At 74.5% G+C, this 17,809-nt stretch carries 15 protein-coding genes and 2 pseudogenes; 5 read left to right on the top strand and 12 right to left on the bottom strand.

Annotation, left to right across the window (positions count from 1 at the left end; genetic code table 11):
* From GA0115240_RS23365 to GA0115240_RS23350, 4 genes and pseudogenes are all read right to left on the bottom strand, one after another.
* Positions 1–286: pseudogene (locus GA0115240_RS23365) on the bottom strand (PD40 domain-containing protein); the annotation flags it as partial.
* Positions 283–2,066, bottom strand: a pseudogene (locus GA0115240_RS23360) (N-acetylglutaminylglutamine amidotransferase). The pseudogenes GA0115240_RS23360 and GA0115240_RS23365, both read right to left, overlap by 4 nt.
* 25 nt (positions 2,067–2,091) lie before the next feature.
* A complete protein-coding gene (locus GA0115240_RS39380) occupies positions 2,092–4,653 on the bottom strand; it encodes a glutamate--cysteine ligase (protein ID WP_093739312.1) in 2,562 nt (853 codons plus the stop codon).
* A gap of 282 nt (positions 4,654–4,935) precedes the next feature.
* Positions 4,936–5,784 (bottom strand): NAD-dependent epimerase/dehydratase family protein, encoded by an 849-nt coding sequence (locus GA0115240_RS23350; protein WP_093739310.1) that lies wholly within the window; start codon positions 5,782–5,784, stop codon positions 4,936–4,938.
* Positions 5,785–5,968: 184 nt separating this feature from the next.
* On the opposite strand from GA0115240_RS23350, the gene GA0115240_RS23345 reads away from it, so the two are divergent.
* On the top strand, positions 5,969–7,264 hold the full coding sequence (locus GA0115240_RS23345; RefSeq protein WP_093739308.1) for an enolase C-terminal domain-like protein: 1,296 nt from the start codon (positions 5,969–5,971) through the stop codon (positions 7,262–7,264).
* 18 nt (positions 7,265–7,282) lie between these two features.
* On the opposite strand, the gene GA0115240_RS23340 is transcribed toward GA0115240_RS23345, so the two are convergent.
* Positions 7,283–7,915, bottom strand: a complete 633-nt coding sequence (locus tag GA0115240_RS23340; RefSeq protein ID WP_093739306.1) for an SAM-dependent methyltransferase — start codon at positions 7,913–7,915, stop codon at positions 7,283–7,285.
* A 203-nt stretch (positions 7,916–8,118) separates the two neighbouring features.
* Here GA0115240_RS23340 and GA0115240_RS23335 point away from each other — a divergent pair, with 203 nt between their 5' ends.
* Positions 8,119–8,727 carry a helix-turn-helix transcriptional regulator gene (locus GA0115240_RS23335; RefSeq protein ID WP_093739304.1) on the top strand — a complete coding sequence of 203 codons (609 nt, stop codon included), beginning with the start codon at positions 8,119–8,121 and terminating at the stop codon, positions 8,725–8,727.
* A 125-nt stretch (positions 8,728–8,852) separates the two neighbouring features.
* Positions 8,853–9,152: a DUF427 domain-containing protein gene (locus tag GA0115240_RS23330; protein WP_093739302.1), complete on the top strand. Its 300-nt coding sequence runs from the start codon at positions 8,853–8,855 to the stop codon at positions 9,150–9,152.
* Positions 9,153–9,240: 88 nt separating this feature from the next.
* Here GA0115240_RS23330 and GA0115240_RS23325 read toward each other — a convergent pair whose 3' ends face one another.
* On the bottom strand, positions 9,241–10,380 hold the full coding sequence (locus tag GA0115240_RS23325) for a PP2C family protein-serine/threonine phosphatase (protein ID WP_256069944.1): 1,140 nt from the start codon (positions 10,378–10,380) through the stop codon (positions 9,241–9,243).
* Positions 10,381–10,973: 593 nt separating this feature from the next.
* On the opposite strand from GA0115240_RS23325, the gene GA0115240_RS23320 reads away from it, so the two are divergent.
* Together GA0115240_RS23320 and GA0115240_RS23315 are read left to right on the top strand one after the other, a co-directional pair.
* Positions 10,974–12,020: an alcohol dehydrogenase catalytic domain-containing protein gene (locus tag GA0115240_RS23320; RefSeq protein WP_093739316.1), complete on the top strand. Its 1,047-nt coding sequence runs from the start codon at positions 10,974–10,976 to the stop codon at positions 12,018–12,020.
* Between the two features lie 284 nt (positions 12,021–12,304).
* Complete coding sequence (locus GA0115240_RS23315; protein WP_093739314.1) at positions 12,305–13,546, top strand: alanine--tRNA ligase-related protein; 1,242 nt, start codon at positions 12,305–12,307, stop codon at positions 13,544–13,546.
* Positions 13,547–13,574: 28 nt separating this feature from the next.
* Here the strand turns inward: GA0115240_RS23315 and GA0115240_RS23310 are convergent, their stop codons facing one another.
* The 6 genes from GA0115240_RS23310 to GA0115240_RS23285 all read right to left on the bottom strand — a co-directional run.
* Entirely contained in the window at positions 13,575–13,862 is a 288-nt protein-coding gene (locus GA0115240_RS23310; RefSeq protein ID WP_141708937.1) for a hypothetical protein, read from the bottom strand.
* 156 nt (positions 13,863–14,018) lie between these two features.
* On the bottom strand, positions 14,019–14,216 hold the full coding sequence (locus GA0115240_RS23305) for a ferredoxin (protein WP_093739298.1): 198 nt from the start codon (positions 14,214–14,216) through the stop codon (positions 14,019–14,021).
* Between the two features lie 44 nt (positions 14,217–14,260).
* Positions 14,261–15,481 (bottom strand): cytochrome P450, encoded by a 1,221-nt coding sequence (locus GA0115240_RS23300; RefSeq protein ID WP_093739296.1) that lies wholly within the window; start codon positions 15,479–15,481, stop codon positions 14,261–14,263.
* A 275-nt stretch (positions 15,482–15,756) separates the two neighbouring features.
* Positions 15,757–16,584: a hypothetical protein gene (locus GA0115240_RS23295; RefSeq protein WP_093739294.1), complete on the bottom strand. Its 828-nt coding sequence runs from the start codon at positions 16,582–16,584 to the stop codon at positions 15,757–15,759.
* A 130-nt stretch (positions 16,585–16,714) separates the two neighbouring features.
* Entirely contained in the window at positions 16,715–17,209 is a 495-nt protein-coding gene (locus GA0115240_RS23290; protein WP_093739292.1) for a peptidylprolyl isomerase, read from the bottom strand.
* 116 nt (positions 17,210–17,325) lie between these two features.
* Positions 17,326–17,809: zinc-binding dehydrogenase (locus tag GA0115240_RS23285; protein ID WP_141708936.1), on the bottom strand; the 484-nt coding region annotated here is incomplete at its 5' end.

Raw genomic sequence — 17,809 nt, 5'->3', positions numbered from 1 at the left:
CGCGGCGGCCGGAGCCGTCCGGGCGGACGCAGCGCACCACCGTGTGCTCGCCGCCGCCGGGCGCGGCGGTGTACGCGATCCAGCGTCCGTCCGGCGACCAGCTCACCGCCGCCACCGGATCGGGGGCGGGGTCGAGCAGCCGCGCCCCGGCCTCGCCGGGGGCGGCCAGCCAGAGCTGGGGGGTGCCGTTCCGGTCGCAGACGAAGGCCGCCGACGGTCCGGTGGGGTCGGCCGCCGCCTGCCGGCAGGCGTACGAGGAGGAGTACGAGGAGGAGGTGGTGCTCATGCGACTCCGTGGGTCTGCAGCCAGATCTCCAGCAGGGCCGCCTGCCACAGGGCGTTGGCGCCCAGCGTCGTACGGTGCTTCTCGGGCGCCGCCAGCAGCTCGCGGAGATAGTCGTCGCGGAAGATCCCCCGGGTCGGGCGGCGGGCGCCGCGAGGGCGTCCTGGACGCGCTCCAGTACCGGACCGGCCATGTGCCGGACGGCCGGCACCGGGAAGTAGCCCTTGGGGCGGTCGGTGATCTCCACCGGCAGCAGCGTACGGCCGGCCGCCTTGAGGACGCCCTTGCCGCCGCCGGCGAGTTTCAGCTCCGGCGGGCAGGCGGCGGCGAGTTCCACCAGCTCGTGGTCGAGGAAGGGCACCCGGGCCTCCAGGCCCCAGGCCATGGTCATGTTGTCCACCCGCTTGACGGGGTCGTCGACGAGCATGATCTCGCTGTCCAGCCGGAGCACCGCGTCCAGTGCGGTGTCGGCGCCGGGACGGCCGAGGTGCTCGCGGACGAAGTCGCCGGAGACGTCGTCGGCGGTGAGTACCCCGGGGGCGAGCATCCGGGCCAGTTCGGCGTGCGGGCGGTCCACGAAGACCTTGCGGTAGGTGGCGGCGGCGTCGGCGCGCGCGATGCCGGCCATCGGCGGGTACCAGTCGTAGCCGGCGAACACCTCGTCGGCGCCCTGGCCGCTCTGCACGACCTTCACATGCCGGGCCACCTCCCGGCTGAGCAGGTGGAAGGCGACCACGTCGTGGCTGACCATCGGCTCGCTCATCGCGGCGACCGCCTCGTCCAGCGCGTCGGGGAGGCGGCCGGAGGGGACGACGATGCGGTGGTGGTCGGTGGCGTAGCGGCGGGCCACCAGGTCGGACCAGTGGAACTCGTCGCCCGCCTCGCCGCCTTCGCTGTCGAAGCCGATGCTGAAGGTGGCCAGCTGCTCGGCGCCGGACTCGGCGAGCAGCGCCACCACGAGGCTGGAGTCGAGCCCGCCGGACAGCAGGACACCCACCGGGACGTCGGCCACCGTGCGGCGGCGCACGGCGGTGCGCAGCGCGTCCAGCACCGCGTCGCGCCAGTCGCGGGCGTCCATGCCGGCGTAGGCGTCCTGCCGGGTGTAGCCGGGGTGCCAGTAGCGGTGGTCGTGTTCGGCGCCGTCGGGCTCGATGACGCGGACGGTGGCGGGGGGCAGTTTCCGGACCCCGGCCAGGATGGTCCCGGGCGCGGGCACCACCGAGTGGAAGCTGAGGTAGTGGTGGAGCGCGACGGGGTCGAGGGAGGTGTCGACGTCGCCGCCGGCCAGCAGCGCGGGCAGCGAGGACGCGAAGCGGAGCCGGCCCGGGCGGCGCGCGGTGTAGAGCGGCTTGATGCCGAGCCGGTCGCGGCCCAGCACCACGCGGCCGGAGGCGTGTTCGGCGATGGCGAAGGCGAACATGCCGGCGAAGTGGTCGACGCAGTCGGTGCCCCACCGGCGGTAGGCGTGCAGCAGCACCTCGGTGTCGGAGGTGGAGTGGAAGCGGTGCCCGGCCGCTTCGAGTTCGGCGCGCAGTTCGCGGTGGTTGTACAGGCAGCCGTTGAAGACGACGGTGAGGCCGCCCTCCGGGTCGGTCATCGGCTGGGCGCCGCGCTCGGACAGGTCGATGATCTTCAGCCGGCGGTGGCCGAGGGCGACCGCGCCCTGCGACCACAGGCCGCGGCCGTCCGGGCCGCGGGCCGCCAGCCGGTCGGTCATCCGCTCGACGGCGGCCAGGTCAGGGGTGGTGCCGTCGAATCTGAGCTCGCCGGTCAGGCCGCACATGTCCACCTCCGGTGGGGGCGGCCCGTCATGAGCCGCCGCGCAGGATCCAGGTGTCCTTGGCGCCGCCGCCCCGTGAGGAGTTGACGATGAGGCTGCCGCCGGCCGCGACGCGGGTCATCGCCGAGGGCAGCACCGTGGGTTTCAGCCCGACGGCGCCGAGTCCGTCTCCTTCCCGCTCGCTGCAGACGAACACCCGCAGGTCCACCACGCGCGGCTCCAGCCGCTCCCCGTCGAAGGTGGGGTGGCTGGTCAGCTGGATGACGTCCTGCGCGACCCAGTTCTGCGGCGAGACCAGCAACTCGGCTCTGAGCCGGGCGAGTTCCTCGGGGGAGGCGTGCGGGCCGATCACCACGCCGGCGCCGCCCTGGCCGTCGACCGGCTTGACGACGAGTTCCGGCAGCCGGTCCAGCACCTCGTCCAGGACGCCGGGCTCGCCGGGCAGCAAGGTGGGCACCTGCGCGAGCAGCGGCTCCTCGCCGAGGTAGTAGCGGATCAGCCGGGGCACCAGCGCGTACAGGGCCTTGTCGTCGGCGACGCCGTTGCCCCAGGCGTTGGCGAAGGCCACCGTCCCGGCGCGGGCGGCGGCGGTCAGGCCGGGCCACAGCGGCCGGCCGTCGGCGCCGGCCGCCTTGGCCAGGTCGTCCTCGTCGATCCGGCGGTAGACGACGTCGAAGGGCCGGTCGTCGGTGGGCGCGCCCTCGGCGCCGGCGCGGGAGGGCCGGACCGCGTGCAGCCGCCCGTCGCGCAGCCGGAGATCCTCCGTGGTGTGCAGGGCGAAGCCCATCTCCTGGGCAAGCGTGCGGTGTTCGTACCAGGCGGAGTTGTCCGGGCCGTCGCTGAGCACCATCACCCGGGGGTCGGCTCCCGGCGCGGCGGCGCGCAGCGTGCGGGCCAGGGTCGCGGCGACGTCCTCGACGCCCGCCACCCGCGGCCACGGCGGGACCGGGGCCAGCCGCCGCGCGGCCAGGGCGTAGGCGATGCCGGACGGCACCCGCAGATTGTCCTCCAGCACCAGCCAGCCGCTGGCGTCGCGTACCAGGTCGATACCGGCCACGCTGACCCGTATCAGCCCGGGGCGCGAGAGCAGGGCGCCTTCCCTGGCCGCCTGCGGGTGGGGCAGGAAGCGGTCGGGGACCACCTGGTCGCGCAGCGAGGTCTGCTCGCCGTAGGCGTCGTGCAGGAAGGCCTCCAGGGCGCGGACCCGCTGGCTCAGGCCGCGTTCGAGCAGCGCCCAGTCCTCGGCCGCCACCAGCCGCGGCACCACGTCGAAGGGGAACAGCCGGGGGGTGTCCTCGCCGTCGGTGCGGAAGACCACGCCTTCGGCCCGCTGCTGCTTGTGCCGGGTGCGCACCGCGTGCTGGAGGCCCTCGACGCCGGCCAGGTCGAGTTCGGTGAGCACCGGGCGGTACAGCGGGCGGACCTCGCCGGCCAGGTCGACCATCTCGTCGTGGTCGGCGCGGTAGCCGCGCAGCAGGCCGAGGTGGTGCGGGGGGTGGTCGAGGCCGCGCGCGTCGCGGGTCTGGGCGACGAGCTGGGCGACCGCGGCGGGCAGCCCCTCGGTCTCGGCGGTCCGCCGCACCCGGTGGGCGGCGCTGCCCAGGCCCAGGGCCTCCTCGGTCAGTTCGACCACGTCGGTCCAGTCCCCGCTGCGCTCCAGGGCGGGCCGCAGCCGGGTCACCAGGGACCGTACGACCCGGGGCGCGGGGCGGGGCCGGCCGTCGGCCGGGTGCACCAGGTCGCCCTCCAGCCCGGATCTGGCCGCCCGCCAGGTGGCGGCGCGCAGCCACTCCAGCCGTTCGTCGTCGCCGCGCCGGCCGGCCGCGACCGCCTCGCAGGCGTCCACCACCAGGGCCCGGAACAGGCCGGCGATCATCACGGCGGTCTCGGCGCGCGGGCAGGCGTCGCAGATCCGCAGTTCGAGGGTCTGCAGGTGCGCGGAGGGCCGGACATCGTAATAGACCATGCCGGCGTCGCTGATGACGCCGGAGGCGACCAGCCCGGAGATCACCGCGTCGTAGTGCTCGGCGGAGCGGAAGTGCCCGGCCGGGCCGGTGGTGGGCCAGCGCTGCCAGAGCAGGGTGCGCCAGCTGGCGTAGCCGGTGTCGGAGCCGAGCCAGAACGGTGAGCTGGCGGACAGCGCGAGCAGCGCGGGCAGCCAGGGCGACAGCAGGCTCATGGCCATGATGCCGGTGTCGCGGTCCGGGATGTCCACATGGACCTGGAGGCCGCAGATGAGCTGCTCCTGCGCGACGACCCGGTAGTTCTCGGTCATCCGCCGGTAGCGGGGGTCCGCGGTGGCGTCGATGGTGCCCAGCCGGGCCACCGGCGCGGTGCCGGCCGCGATGACGCCCAGGCCCAGCGGTTCGGCCGCGGCGGCCAGGGCGCGGCGCGAGCCCTTGATGTCCTTGAGCAGTTCGTGCAGCGAGCGGTGCGGTCTGCTGTTGGCCTCGACGATGGACTGCTGCAGTTCGGTGGTGAAGCCGCGCTCGGGCAGCCGGTCCAGCACTGCCCGGGCCTGTGGCACCAAGGTGCCCGACTCCAGGTCCACCACATGGAATTCCTCTTCGACTCCGACCGCGACGGCCACGCCGTCTCCTCTCGATGTCAATTCCTCACGCCGGGACCGCCGGCGTGGGGACGCTCGAGATCTTCTCTGCCCCGCCGGCGTGGACGTGCACGTGGGGTCGTTGACCGCATCCGGTACCGAGCGGTGACCAACCGCCTGTGGTCGCCGCCTCGTTGCGGTGGACTACCGGAATGCCGGGCCCGAAGCGCGAATGCTGTCACGCAGTCGCTGTCCGAGACAGTCTCGGGCCCGCGGGCCGTCGATTCAAGAGAGCCCGGACGAAAGATCCGGCCGGGGCGGCGGTCAGGCCGGCTGCCGGCCGCGCCAGGTGTACAGCGGGGTGAAGCCGAGCAGTTCGCGGCCGCGGCGGGTGGAGAAAGGGACCGCGAAGCCTTCCAGCGGCGCGTCGAGGCGGGTTTCCGGGTGGTAGCGGCGCAGCAGTTCCGCGGTCGGTTCGAGGGCGCTGGTGTCGGGGGCGGCCACATTGACCACGGTGTGGCCGGTGAGCGGCGCGGTCAGCGCGGCGCCGATCGCGCGGGCGGCGTCGCGGGTGTCGAGCCAGCCCCACAGCCCGCCGCGGTCGAAGGCCGGGTCGTGGTGGACGCGGGCCAGGTGCTGCCGCAGCCGGTCGCCGGTGCCCAGGAAGGGGAAGCGCAGGCTGACGACGGCGGTGCCCCAGCGGCGGGCGGCCGCCCCGGCGGTGATCTCGCCCAGGTATTTCGACAGACCGTATACGTCGTCGCCGATGAAGGGGTGGTCCTCGGTGATCGGCACGCTGTGCGGGGAGACGCCGTGTGCGGAGAAGGCGATGCCGAGGGCGGACAGGCTGGAGATGCTCACCGCCCGGCCGGCGCCGTGCCGCCCGGCGGCGTCCAGCACGCGGTAGGCGGCCTGCACGTTGTTGCCGAACACCTCGTCGTGCGGGGCGGAGTTCGGCGACGGGATGGCGGCGGTGTGCACCACCGCGTCCATCGCGTCGACTGCGCGCTCCAGCAGCGGCGCGTCCAGGAGTTCACCGGTGACGACCTCGTCGGCGGCCCGCGGATCGACCGGGGTGCGGTCGAAGGCCCGTACGCTCCAGCCGGCTTCGCGCAGGTGGGCGACCACTTCGCGGCCGAGCGCCCCGCCCGCACCGGTGACCAGGACCTTCACGCTGGACTTCCTTTCGGCGCGGCCGGGCGGACGGCGGCGCAGCGCGCGCTGCCCGGTGTGGGTGCCGGAAATTTAACATGCCCATAGCACCGACCTGTTGTGGTTGACTGGCCGGGCCGACGATCATCGGGCGGTCGCCGGGCCGTTCGCCGAGCCCGTCCACCGACGCGAACCGGAGTGTGCGATGACCGGATCCGACCCCGATCGGCTGCTGGACGCCTCGGGCTCGCTGCCCCAGGCCATGCCGCCCTGGCCGCCGCGCGACGGGCTGCGGGTGACCGCGGTGCGGGCGATCGTCACCGCGCCGGAGGGCACACCTCTGGTGGTGGTCCGGGTCGACACCTCGGAGCCCGGCCTGTACGGACTGGGGTGCGCCACCTTCACCCAGCGCTACGCGGCGGTGGTGGCCGCGGTGGACGAGCACGTGGGGCCGCTGGTGATCGGCCGGCACCCGGCGGACATCGAGGACATCACCCGGTCGGTGCACTACTCGTCGTACTGGCGGGGCGGTCCGGTGCTGAACAACGCGCTGTCCGGAGTGGACCAGGCGCTGTGGGACATCGCCGGCAAGCGCGCCGGAATGCCGGTGTACGAGTTGCTGGGCGGCCGCAGCCGCGCCGCCGTCGAGGTGTACTCGCACGCGGCCGGCGGCAGCGCGGACGAGACGCTGGAGCAGGCCGAAGCCCTGCTGGAGCAGGGGTACCGGCACATCCGGCTCCAGGTCGGCGGCCCCGGGCTCGGGACGTACGGCGCCCCCGGCACCCGCGGCGGCTATCCGCGCTCGCCGCACCCGGACGGCTGGGACGTCGCCCAGTACCTGCGGGCGACCCCGCGGCTGTTCGCGGCGGCCCGGGCGCGGCTGGGCGACGAGGTCAGCCTGATGCACGACGTGCACAGCCGGCTGACGCCCAAACAGGCGGTGGTGCTGGCGCGGGCGCTGGAACCGTACCGGCTGTCCTTCCTGGAGGACGTGATCCCGCCCGAGCTCTACGACCGGCTGCCGGAGGTGCGGGCCGCCTCGCCGGTGCCGATCGCGGTGGGCGAGCAGATCGGGTCGGTCACCGACGCGGTCCGGCTGATCCGGGACGGCGGGATCGACCTGCTGCGGCTGCACACCTCGGCGGTCGGCGGTCTGACCCCGACCCGCAAGCTGGTGGCGCTCGGCGAACTGCTCGGGGTGCGCACCGCCTTCCACTCCCCCGGCGACATCTCGCCGGTGGGGGTGGCGGCGAATCTCGCGGTGGACATCTCCACCCCGGCCTTCGGCTACCAGGAGTCCCACACCTACAACGACGCGACGCACGAGGTCTTTCCCGGCACGCCGGTGGTGCGCGAGGGGCATCTGGCGCCGTCGGAGCAGCCCGGCTGGGGGGTGGACCTGGACGAGCGGGAAGCGGCCAAGTACCCGCCCACCAAGTTCCTGCACGAGCGGTGGTCGACCGGGGTTCGCCGGCCCGACGGCGGGCTCGACGCGCCCTGAGGACGGCCCGCCGCCGGCTCAGGCGTCCAGGCGGCGCGCCTTGACGGTGCAGTCGGGGCGGGTGTCGGGCACGCCGTCCGGGCGGTTCATCGGCGTGTCGTGCTCCTCGCAGCGCTGCACCTCCCAAGCGTCGTCCGGCAGTTCGAGCGCGGCCAGCACCTCGCGGGCCGTGGGCAGGACGACCTGCGGGTGGTGGTCGCCCTGCCAGTGCGGGAAGCCGGCGTGGCCGACCACCAGCAGGGTGCCGCCGGGGGCGACGGCGGCCGCGGCCGTCCGCAGGATCTGCTCGCGCGGCAGGTTGCCCTCCGAGTGCAGGTAGCAGGCGCTCACCAGGTCGAAGGTGCCCGCCGGGAAGGTCTCCCCCAGGGTGTGCCGCTGGAAGTCGATCCGGTCGGCGACGCCCTCGGTCCGCGCGTGTGCCGCGGCGCGCTCCAGGGCGACGGTGGAGATGTCGGCCGCGGTGACCTGCCAGCCGCGCCCGGCCAGCCAGATCGCGTCACCGCCCTCCCCGGCGCCCAGGTCGAGCGCGCGGCCCGGCGGCAGGTCGGCGGCCTCGCGGACCAGGGCGGCGTTGGGCCGCCCGCTCCAGACGTGCTCGCTCTCGCGGTAGCGGTCGTCCCAATAGCGCTGGTCGGCGACGGTTTCGGCCATGCGTCGGCCTCCTTGGTTCGGTGTCGGGGTCGGTGCGGTGCCGGGGGTCCCGGTCCGCGGTGCTGTCCGGTGCTGTCCGGTGCTGTCCGGTGCGGTCCGGTGCTGACGCGTGCCGTCCGGGCTCGTACGGCGGTGGCGGTTCGCTGGCCAGCATCGGACCGGCGGCACCGACTTGACAAGTGCTGTTGCCATGTCGGCAAATAGTGAAGGTGGCGGACGACGACGATCTCTCCGGTGTCCTGGCCGCGGTCGGTCCCCGGCTGCGCGCCCTGCGGCAGGCTCGCGGCATCACCCTGGCCGAGCTGAGCGAGACCACCGGCGTCTCGCTGAGCACCTTGTCCCGGCTGGAGTCCGGGCTGCGCAAACCCACCCTGGAGCTGATGCTGCCGCTGGCCCGGGCGTACCGGGTCCAGCTCGACGAACTGGTCGGCGCGCCGCCCACCGGCGACCCGCGGATCCATCCGCGCCCCTTCACCCGGCATGGGCAGACGTTCGTACCGCTGACCCGCCACCTGGGCGGGATGCACGCCTACAAGCAGATCATGCCGCCGTCCAAGGACCCCGGCGCGCGCCCGGCCCAGGCCACCCACGAGGGCTACGAGTGGCTCTACATCCTGTCCGGACGGCTCCGGCTGGCCCTCGGCGAGCACGATCTGATCCTGACCCCCGGCGAGGTGGTGGAGTTCGACACCCGCACCCCGCACGGTTTCGGCAATCCCGGGCCGCATCCGGTGGAGTTCCTCAGCCTGTTCGGCACGCAGGGCGAGCGGATGCATGTCCGGGCCCGGCCCGCGGATCCGCCGAACGGATGACCGGCTGCGGCCTCGGCCGGTACGGCGGTCGCCGGTCGGGTAGGCGTCGAGCGGGCGGACAGCGGGCGATCGGGCCCGGACCGCCGAAGCCTTCCGACTCGTCGGACCAGTGAAGGGAACGGCTCATGCAAGCGGTACTTGACGGAACGGTCATCGCGGACGCGTCCGACGCCGATGTGGTCACCATCGAGGGCAACTGGTATTTCCCGCCCGAGTCGGTGACCTCCCAGGCGCTCAGCCGGAGCGACACCCCCTACACCTGCCCGTGGAAGGGCGAGGCCCAGTACTACAACGTGCAGACCGGGGAGAGCTCGCACCCGGACGCGGCCTGGGCCTACCCCGAGCCGCCCGCGTCCGCGATCGGCCGGGTCGGGCGGGACTTCAGCGGCTACGTGGCGTTCGACAAGGTGGTGACCGTCGGCTGAGCGGCTGAGCGCCTGAGCGCCTGGGCGGCGGAGGCCGGCGACGGCGGCCGGCCCGGCCGGCCGCACCCCCGTCCGGCGGGCGGGCCGCTCAGTGCGGAGGCTCGGGCGCGGCGGCCGGGGTGGTCTCGCGGCGTACCACCAGGGCGGCGATGTCGTCGTCGAGTTCTCCGCTGCTGAAATCCAGCAACTGCTCGTGCAGCAGCCCGAGCAGTTTCCGGGAGGTCGCCGGGTCCTGGTCGCGGGCCCACCGCAGCAGCGGGAAGAACGCGCCGTCGCGGTCGCGGGTCTCGGTCACGCCGTCGGTGTAGAGCAGCAGCGACGCGCCGGGCGCCAGCAGGACGGTGTCCACGTGGTAGACGGTGCCGGCCGGATCGCCGCTGCCGACCAGCACGGCCATGTTCAGCGGCGGCGAGGGCTGCCGGGGCTCGACTTCCCGGATCTCCCCGTCGTGCAGCAGCAGGGGCGCCGGGTGGCCGAGGTTGAGCAGTTCGGCGCGGTCGCCGTTGGCCGGGATCTGGGCGAACACGGCGGTGGCGAACCGTTCCGCCTCGTCCGGCGCGGGCCGGGAGGCGCTGTGCCGGCCCAGGCTGGTGTCGAGGCGCCGGGCGAGCGAGACGAGGTCGGGTTCCTCGTAGGCGGCGTCACGAAAGCAGTTGGTGAGGGCGCTGGCGGCGCCCACGGCGGACAGGCCCTTGCCGCGGACATCGCCGATGACCAGCCGGACGCCGTACGGGGTCTCCAGCGCCTCGAAGAAGTCCCCGCCGATCCTGGCCTCCTCGGCCGCCGCCACATACAGCGACTCGATCCCGACCGCCCCGACCCGGCGCGGCACCGGGCGCAGCACCACCTCCTGCGCGGCGTCGGCGACCGACCGGACCCGTCGCAAGGTGGCCTCGCGCTTCAGCCGCACGTGGGCGGCGTACGCCGCCGCGGCGGTGACCGCGGCGAGCGCGGCGGCGGTGTAGCCGATGGAGTCCTCGCCGTAGGCGAGCTGCACGCCGACCACCACGGCCATGGTCCCCAGCCCCAGTGCGAGGGTCGCCGCGACCGACCACATCGACGCGGCGAGCGCGGGCGCGGCCGGCAGCAGCCGGCTGACGGCGAAGTCCTTGGGCGTGGACATCGCCAGGGCGCCGATGAGGGCGGTCAGCAGCAGGGGTGACAGCAAGGTGAGGTCCCACCACCGCTTCGCCGCTCGGTGGCGGCCGCGCCGTTCGGTCGTTGTCACGGGAGTGAGCGTATCGGGATGATCCGCCCATATCGGCCGCGGCGGGCGGCCACAGCCGCAACGCGTTCCCGGCGGGGCCGGCCGCCGGTCCGTGCGGGGCCGGTCGCGCACTTTCCCGGCGGGCGGCACCACCGCAACGCGTTCCCGACGAGGCCGGCCGCGCACTTCCCGGCGGGCGGCCACCACCGCAACGCGTTCTCACCGACGCCGGCCGCGCACTTCCCGGCGGGCGGCCACCACCGCAACGCGTTCTCACCGACGCCGGCCACCGGTTCGTGCGTGGCTGATCGCGCAGTTCCCCGCGCCCCTACGGGGCCCGGCACCACCTACCCCGGCGGCCAACCGCCGCAACCCCGCACCCACCGACGCCGGCCGCCGGTTCGTGCGTGGCTGGTCGCGCAGTTCCCCGCGCCCCTACGGGGCCCGGCACCACCTGCCCGGCGAGCAACCGCCGCAAACCGTGGCACCAACGCCGGCCACCGGTTCGTGCGTGGCTGGGCGCGGCCTGGCGGGGCACGAGTCACCGGCCGCTGGGGGGTGGGCCGTAAGGTGCTGAGGGTTGGTGGTGGGGGCGAGGGAAGGCGGTGGTGGGTGTGCGGGCCGTGGTGGTGGAGAGGTTCGGGGAGGCGGCGGAGGTGCGGGAGGTGGGGGATCCGGGGGCGCCGCCGGGTGGGGTGGTGGTGCGGGTGGCGGCGACGGGGCTGTGCCGGAGCGACTGGCACGGGTGGATGGGGCACGACGACGGCATCACGCTGCCGCACGTGCCCGGGCACGAGCTGGCCGGTGAGATCGTGGCAGTGGACGCCGCCGTGCGCGACTGGCGGGTCGGCGCCAGGGTCACCGTGCCGTTCGTCTGCGCGTGCGGGCGGTGTGCGGCCTGCGCCCGCGGCGATCAGCAGGTGTGCGAACGCCAGCAGCAGCCCGGCTTCACCCACTGGGGTTCGTTCGCCGAGTACGTGGCGCTGCACCGGGCCGACACCAATCTGGTGGCCGTCCCGGACGACATGTCGTACGTGACCGCGGCCTCGCTGGGCTGCCGGTTCGCCACCGCCTACCGGGCGGTGGTCGCCCAGGGCGGCGTGCGGCCCGGCGAGTGGGTGGCCGTGCACGGCTGCGGCGGAGTGGGACTGTCCGCGGTGATGGTGGCGGTGGCCGGCGGGGCGCGTGTCGTCGCGGTCGACACGGCGCCGGGCGCGCTGGAGCTGGCGCGGCGCTTCGGTGCGGCGGTGTGCGTGGATCCGGCCGCGGTGGGCGGTGACACGGCCGGCGCGGTCCGCGCGGCGACCGGGGGCGGCGCGCACCTGTCGCTGGACGCGTTGGGTTCCGCGGTGACCTGCGCCGCCTCGGTGGCCGGGCTGCGGGCCCGCGGCCGCCATGTGCAGGTCGGGCTGCTGCCGGCCGGCGGCGTCGCGGTGCCGATGGACCGGGTGGTCGCACTGGAGCTGGAGCTGCTCGGCAGCCACGGCATGGCCGCGCACGCCTACCCGGAGCTGATGCGCCAGGTCGCCGCCGGCGCCCTGCGGCCGGATCTGCTGGTGGGCGCGGTGATCGGACTCGATGCCGCCCCGGCCGCGCTGGCCGCGCTCAGCGGCGGCTCACCGGCGGGCATCACGGTGATCGAACCCGGGCGGGCTGCCTGACACCGGCACCGGCCCCGCGGCGCCGATCCGGCCGGGGACCGCGCGACCGGACCGGCCGGTTATTCGGCGGCGGCGCGGCGGCCGCGCTGTTACCGTTGAAGGCATGAAGGTCTTCCGCCGCACCCCCGCGACCGCGCGAGCGACCAGCTCGCCGGTTGCCGCCGCCTGACCTTCCCCCGTACAGACCGGCGACCGGAAACGGTTCGCCGGGCGCCTTCCCCCTTTGCTTCGTGGCGGCGTGTGCCGACGGCCTTTCCGGTGCCTGATCCGAAAGGTCCACCGTGGTGAACGCCTCGAAACCGCACCCCCACCCCCCGACGCCCCCGAGCCCGGCCGGCCCCCCGCCGACCACCCGGCAGGCCGTCGACACCTTCACCGGCTTCTTCCGCGAGCGGGGACACCGGCCCGTGCCCGGCGCCTCGCTGGTGCGCCCACCGGGCGACCCGGTGCTCTTCACCACCTCCGGCATGCATCCGCTGACGCCCTACCTGGAGGGCCGCCCCCATCCGCTCGGCCGCCGGCTGGTCGGCGTCCAGCGCTGCCTGCGCACCACCGACCTGGAGGAGGTGGGCGACCTCACCCATCTGACCGTCTTCGAGATGCTGGGCTCCTGGTCGCTGGGCGACTACGGCACCCGGCAGAGTCTGCGCTGGGGCCACGAACTGCTGGTCGGCGGCTTCGGCATCGAGCCGGGACGGCTGCACGCCACCGTGTTCGGCGGCGACGATCAGCTCGGCCCGGACACCGAGTCCCTGGCGGCATGGCACGAGCTGGGCGTACCGGTCGAGTTCACCCGCGAGGACAACTGGTGGTCCAACGGCCCCACCGGCCCCTGCGGCCCCGACTCGGAGATCTTCGTGTGGACCGGGGATGTCCCGCCGCACGGCACCCCCGGCAGCGACGACCGCTGGGTGGAGGTGTGGAACCACGTGATGATGCGCTACCACCGCTCCGAGGACGGCAGCCTCCGGCCGCTGCCGCAGCGCGGCGTGGACACCGGGATGGGCCTGGAACGGCTGGTGATGGTCCTTCAGGGCCGCCGCTCGGTGTTCGACATCGATCTGTTCGAGCCGTGGATGCGGACCCTGCCGGAGCTGTGGCGGCTCGACGGGCCGCAGTCGCGGCTGGTCGCCGACCATCTGCGCTCGGCCGCGGTGGTGATCGGCGACGGCGTACTGCCGGCCAGCAACGGCCGGGGCTATGTGCTGCGTCGGCTGGTACGGCGGGTGCTGACCACGCTGTGGCGGGACGATCCGGCCCGCACCCTGGGCGACCTGCCGGAGTCCTTGGTGGCCGGCACCTTGGACCACTTCGGCCAGCAGTGTCCGCCGGCCGCGGTCCGCGAGGTGCTGCTCGACGAGGAGTGCCGGTTCGCCGGGATGCTGGACCGGGGCCGCCGGCTGCTGGCCCGGCCGCGTTTTTCCGGGCCGCTGGACGAGGAGGACTATCACTATCTGCACGACACCCACGGGCTGCCGCGGGAGTTGATCGACCTGCTGCGGCCGGAGCCCGTCGCCCGCGGCTGAGCCGGGTGCTGGGAGCGGCTGGGCGCGGCTACGGGCTCGGCGGCGGGCTCCAGCCCGGCGCCAGGGCGCAGGACATGAAGTGTGTCCGCGCCCAGCGGTGCCAGACCTTGGCGTGGACGGCGCCGGCCCCGCGGGAGTACTTCGCGCACTGCGCGCAGCCTTCGCGGGGCACCGGCACCGTCCCGTGGTCGTCGAGATGATGCGTGGCCCAGCCGTAGAGGAAGGCACCCGGATTCGGGGTGTCCGGGTCCTTGAACCTGGCGGCCAACTCGGCGCAGCGCGCGCACTCCTGGCCCTCACCAACACCTTTGCTCACGCTGCCGAGCCTACGTCGCTCGGTGCCGCGGTGTGCCCGGATTCGGCCCACCGCCGTCGAACAGGCTTACGCGCTCGGACACAGCTCTGGCACGGCTCGCGTGACGCTCGGTGACTGCTCGCGGTCCCGGATCCGCGCCCCCGGGCCGCGCGCGGTTCACGGCTCCTGGACGGTGATCGCCCCGGCCGGGCAGAAGGCGGCGGCGTCGCGGACGTCGGCGTGCGTCCCGGCGGGCGGGCGGGGGTCGAGGAGGACGACGATGCCGTCCTCCTCCCGCTGGTCGAAGACGTCGGGGGCGGCCAGTACGCACTGTCCGGAGCCGCAGCACTTGTCCTGATCGGTGAGGACCCGCATGGTGATCGTGCCTCCTGGGGTGTCGGGGGAAGGTCGGGGCGCCGTCACCAGGCGACGGGCAGCGTGTGCACGCCGTAGACGAGCATGTCGGTGCGGAACCGGATCTGCTCGAAGGGCACGGCGAGCCGCAGGCCGGGCAGCCGGCGCAGCACGCTGGACAGCGCGACCTGCAGTTCGACCCGGGCCAGCGGCTGGCCGAGGCACTGGTGGACGCCGAAGCCGAAGGCGACGTGGCGGCGGGCGTCGCGCGAGACGTCCAGCGCGTCGCCGCCGGGGAAGGCGTCCTCGTCCCGGTTGGCGGCGCTGAGCATGCACAGCACCCCTTCGCCGGCCCGGATCGGCGTGCCGCCGACGGTGACGTCCTCGGTGGCCACCCGGGCGACCCCGCCCTGCACGATGGTCAGATAGCGCAGCAGCTCCTCGACCGCGCCCTGCACGGCGGCGGAGTCCCCGGCCCGGGCGGCGTCGCGCGGGCGCGCCAGCTGGTCCGGATTGCGCAGCAGGGCCAGGACGGACAGCGCCGTCATGTTCGCGGTGGTCTCGTGGCCGGCGACGAGCAGCAGCCGGGCCATGGCGGCGGTCTGATCGGCGGTCAGTTCGCCGCGGCCGGCCAGCCTGCTGAGGATGCCGTCGTCGGGCGCCGCGGCCTTGGCGTCGGCCAGCCGGGCGAGGTACCGGAGCAGGTCGTCCTGTGCCTGCCCGATCTGCTCGGGGCTGGAGGCGTGGTGCAGCAGGGTCCGGCTGCGGTCCTGGAAGAAGGCGTGGTCCTCGTAGGGCACGCCGAGCAGCAGGCAGATGACGACGGAGGGCAGCGGCAGCGCGAAGTCGGCCACCAGGTCGGCTTCGCGCCGCCCCTCGGTCATCCGGTCCAGCAGGCCGTCGGTGAGTTGCTGGATCCGCGGACGCAGCGCCTCGATCCGCTTGACCATGAAGTCGCCGGTCAGCATGCGGCGCAGCTGGGCGTGTTCCGGGTCGTCCATCCGGATGAAGCTGGGGTGGTGGGTGGTGAGGGCCTTGCGGCCGGCGGTGAGGAACGGGAAGCCGGGGCGGCTGGCCTCGGCACTGAACCGGGTGTCGCGCAGGACGGACCGGACGTCCTGGTGACGGGTGAGCAGCCAGCAGGACGAACCGTCCCACAGGCTCACCCGGGTGACGGGGTCCTTCTCGCGGGCCTGCTCGTAGGCCGGCGGCGGATCGAAGGGGCAGCCGCCCCGGGGGGCGGGGGCGGTGAGGATGACGGCGGGCTGTTGTCCGGTCAAGGCCATGGGGGCGCTCCTTCCGGAGGGACGCGTGGGGGCGCGCGGATGGTGCCCCGAAAAACTAGGTGCCTTGGGCACGTAACCTTTTGTCACGCTAGCCCGCCCCGTGAACCGGCGAAAGCGGGGAGCCGGGCCCGGGGCGAATCTGACCGGAATCCGCCGTTCCCGGTCCGGTCCCGGTGTCCGGGTTCGGGCTCGCGGGTTCAGGCTTCCGGCCCCGGGCCCCGGGCCCCGGGTTCACGGGTGGGCGGACCGGCGCGTGTCCGGCGGCCCGGCCCCCGTCAGGCCGGCAGGACGGCCAGCGAACCGGACAGCACCTGGAGCGATACGTGGTGCGCCGCGTCCGCCCGGCGCGGCACCTGGACCTGGACATCGGCGGAGGTCGCCGCGGTGGTCACCGCGTAGCCGCCGGCCGCGTCGGAAGGCAGCCGCAGCGTCATCGCGGCCGAGGTGGCCCGTACCGTCAGCGCGTCCGGCGGATCGGCGAACCCCAGGTCCGCGCTGCCCGAGGTGACCGTCACATCGGCCCGGGAGGGATGCAGGCCCTGCGCGGTGAACCGGTCGGAGGCGGTGGCGACCGTCAAGTCGCCCCCGAGGCGGGTCAGTACGGTCTCCCCCGAGGTCTGCCGCAGCCGCAGCCCGGTGTGCTCCGGCACCGTGAGGGCCAGGTCGCCGGCGCAGGGTGTGACGGCGCCGCCGGGGTCCTGGCAGCCGAAGGTCAGCACCCGCCGGCCGGTTGCCCCGGTGACGGCGGAACGGATCCGCGCGGGCACCCCGTCCCCGCGGTGGAAGCTGCCGGTGACGGTGTGCGCGTCGGCGTCGGCGGTGACCTGGATCCGGCCGGAGACGCCGTCGAGGACGACGAGGTCGGCGTCGCCGGCCCGGACATCGGTGAAGGTCCCGGCGTCGCCGTCACCGTCGCCGTCGCCCGGCCCGGCGGGGGCGCCGAGCCCGACGCCGCCCGGTCCCGGCGGCCCGACGTGGCCGCCGTGGGTACCGGTGACGACCAGGGTGACGATCACGGCCACGGCGAGCAGCAGCGCCACCACCAGCGCGGTCGGCCGGGCGGGGCGCCGTAGTGAACGGCCCACGGGTTCAGCGGTGTTCATGCCGCCCGCCTTCCCCGGGGCGCCGCGCCGAATCCCGCGCGCGCCCGGGCGCGGCCGGCCCGCCCATGACGAAGCCCCCGGCACGGAGAACGGCCGGGGGCATTCCGGGATCATCGACCCGGGGCGGAGGTCAGGCCGCGACGGTGCCCGACTCGGTGATGACGACCTTGGCGGTGGGGTTGCCGCTGCGCGTGCCCTTGCCCTCGATCTGCTTGACCAGCTCGGAGCCCTCGACGACCTCGCCGAACACCACGTGCTTGCCGTCCAGCCAGTTGGTCACCACGGTGGTGACGAAGAACTGCGAGCCGTTGGAGTTCGGGCCGGAGTTCGCCATCGACAGCAGGAACGGGCGGTCGTGCTTGAGCTTGAAGTTCTCGTCGGCGAACTTGGGGCCGTAGATGCTCTTGCCGCCGCGGCCGTCGCCGCTGGTGAAGTCGCCGCCCTGGAGCATGAAGTCCGGGATGACCCGGTGGAAGGCCGAGCCGGCGTAGCCGAAGCCGTGCTGGCCGGTGGCCAGCTCGCGGAAGTTCTGGGCCGTCTTGGGCACCACGTCGTCGTACAGGCGGAAGACGATCCGCCCAGCGGGCGCACCGTCGATGGAGATGTCGAAATACACGTTGTCCATGGGTCCCATCCTGACATCCCCGCCGGGTCCGGCGGACCACCGCCCCACCCCGGCCACCGGATTCCCGCTGGCCGGGGCAGGTTTGCCCGCTCTCCGGGTGGCGGCGGGCGCCGCGGTCAGGACACCTTGAGGACGACCTTCCCGCGCCGGTGCGGGCGGCCCAGCTCCTGGTAGGCGTCGGCGGTCCGGGCCAGCGGGAAGACCTGGGCGACCGGCGGGTCCAGCCGGCCCGCCGCGACCAGCTTCGACAGCTCCTCCAGGCCGGCCCGGTCGGGTTCCACCACGAAGAACACGCCGCGGGCGCCGCCCGGGCCGCTCTCCGCGGGCGGCGCGACCACGCTCACCAGCACCCCGCCCGGCCCCAGTACCTGCCATGAGCGGGTCTGGGTGTCCCCGCCGACCGTGTCGAGGACGAGGTCCGCACCGTCCGCGCCGCCGAGCCGCTCCTCGAAGCGCTCGGCGGCGTAGTCGATGACCCGCTCGGCGCCCAGGCCGCGGACGAAGTCGGCGTCGCGCGCGGCCGCGGTGGCCGTCACCGAAGCGCCGAGGGCGGCGGCGACCTGGACCGCGAAGGCGCCGACGCCGCCGGCTCCGCCGTGC

This window comes from Streptomyces sp. DvalAA-14 (assembly GCF_900091855.1).
In the GTDB taxonomy this organism is placed as follows: domain Bacteria; phylum Actinomycetota; class Actinomycetes; order Streptomycetales; family Streptomycetaceae; genus Actinacidiphila.
This window is presented reverse-complemented; position numbering and strand designations above follow the sequence as displayed.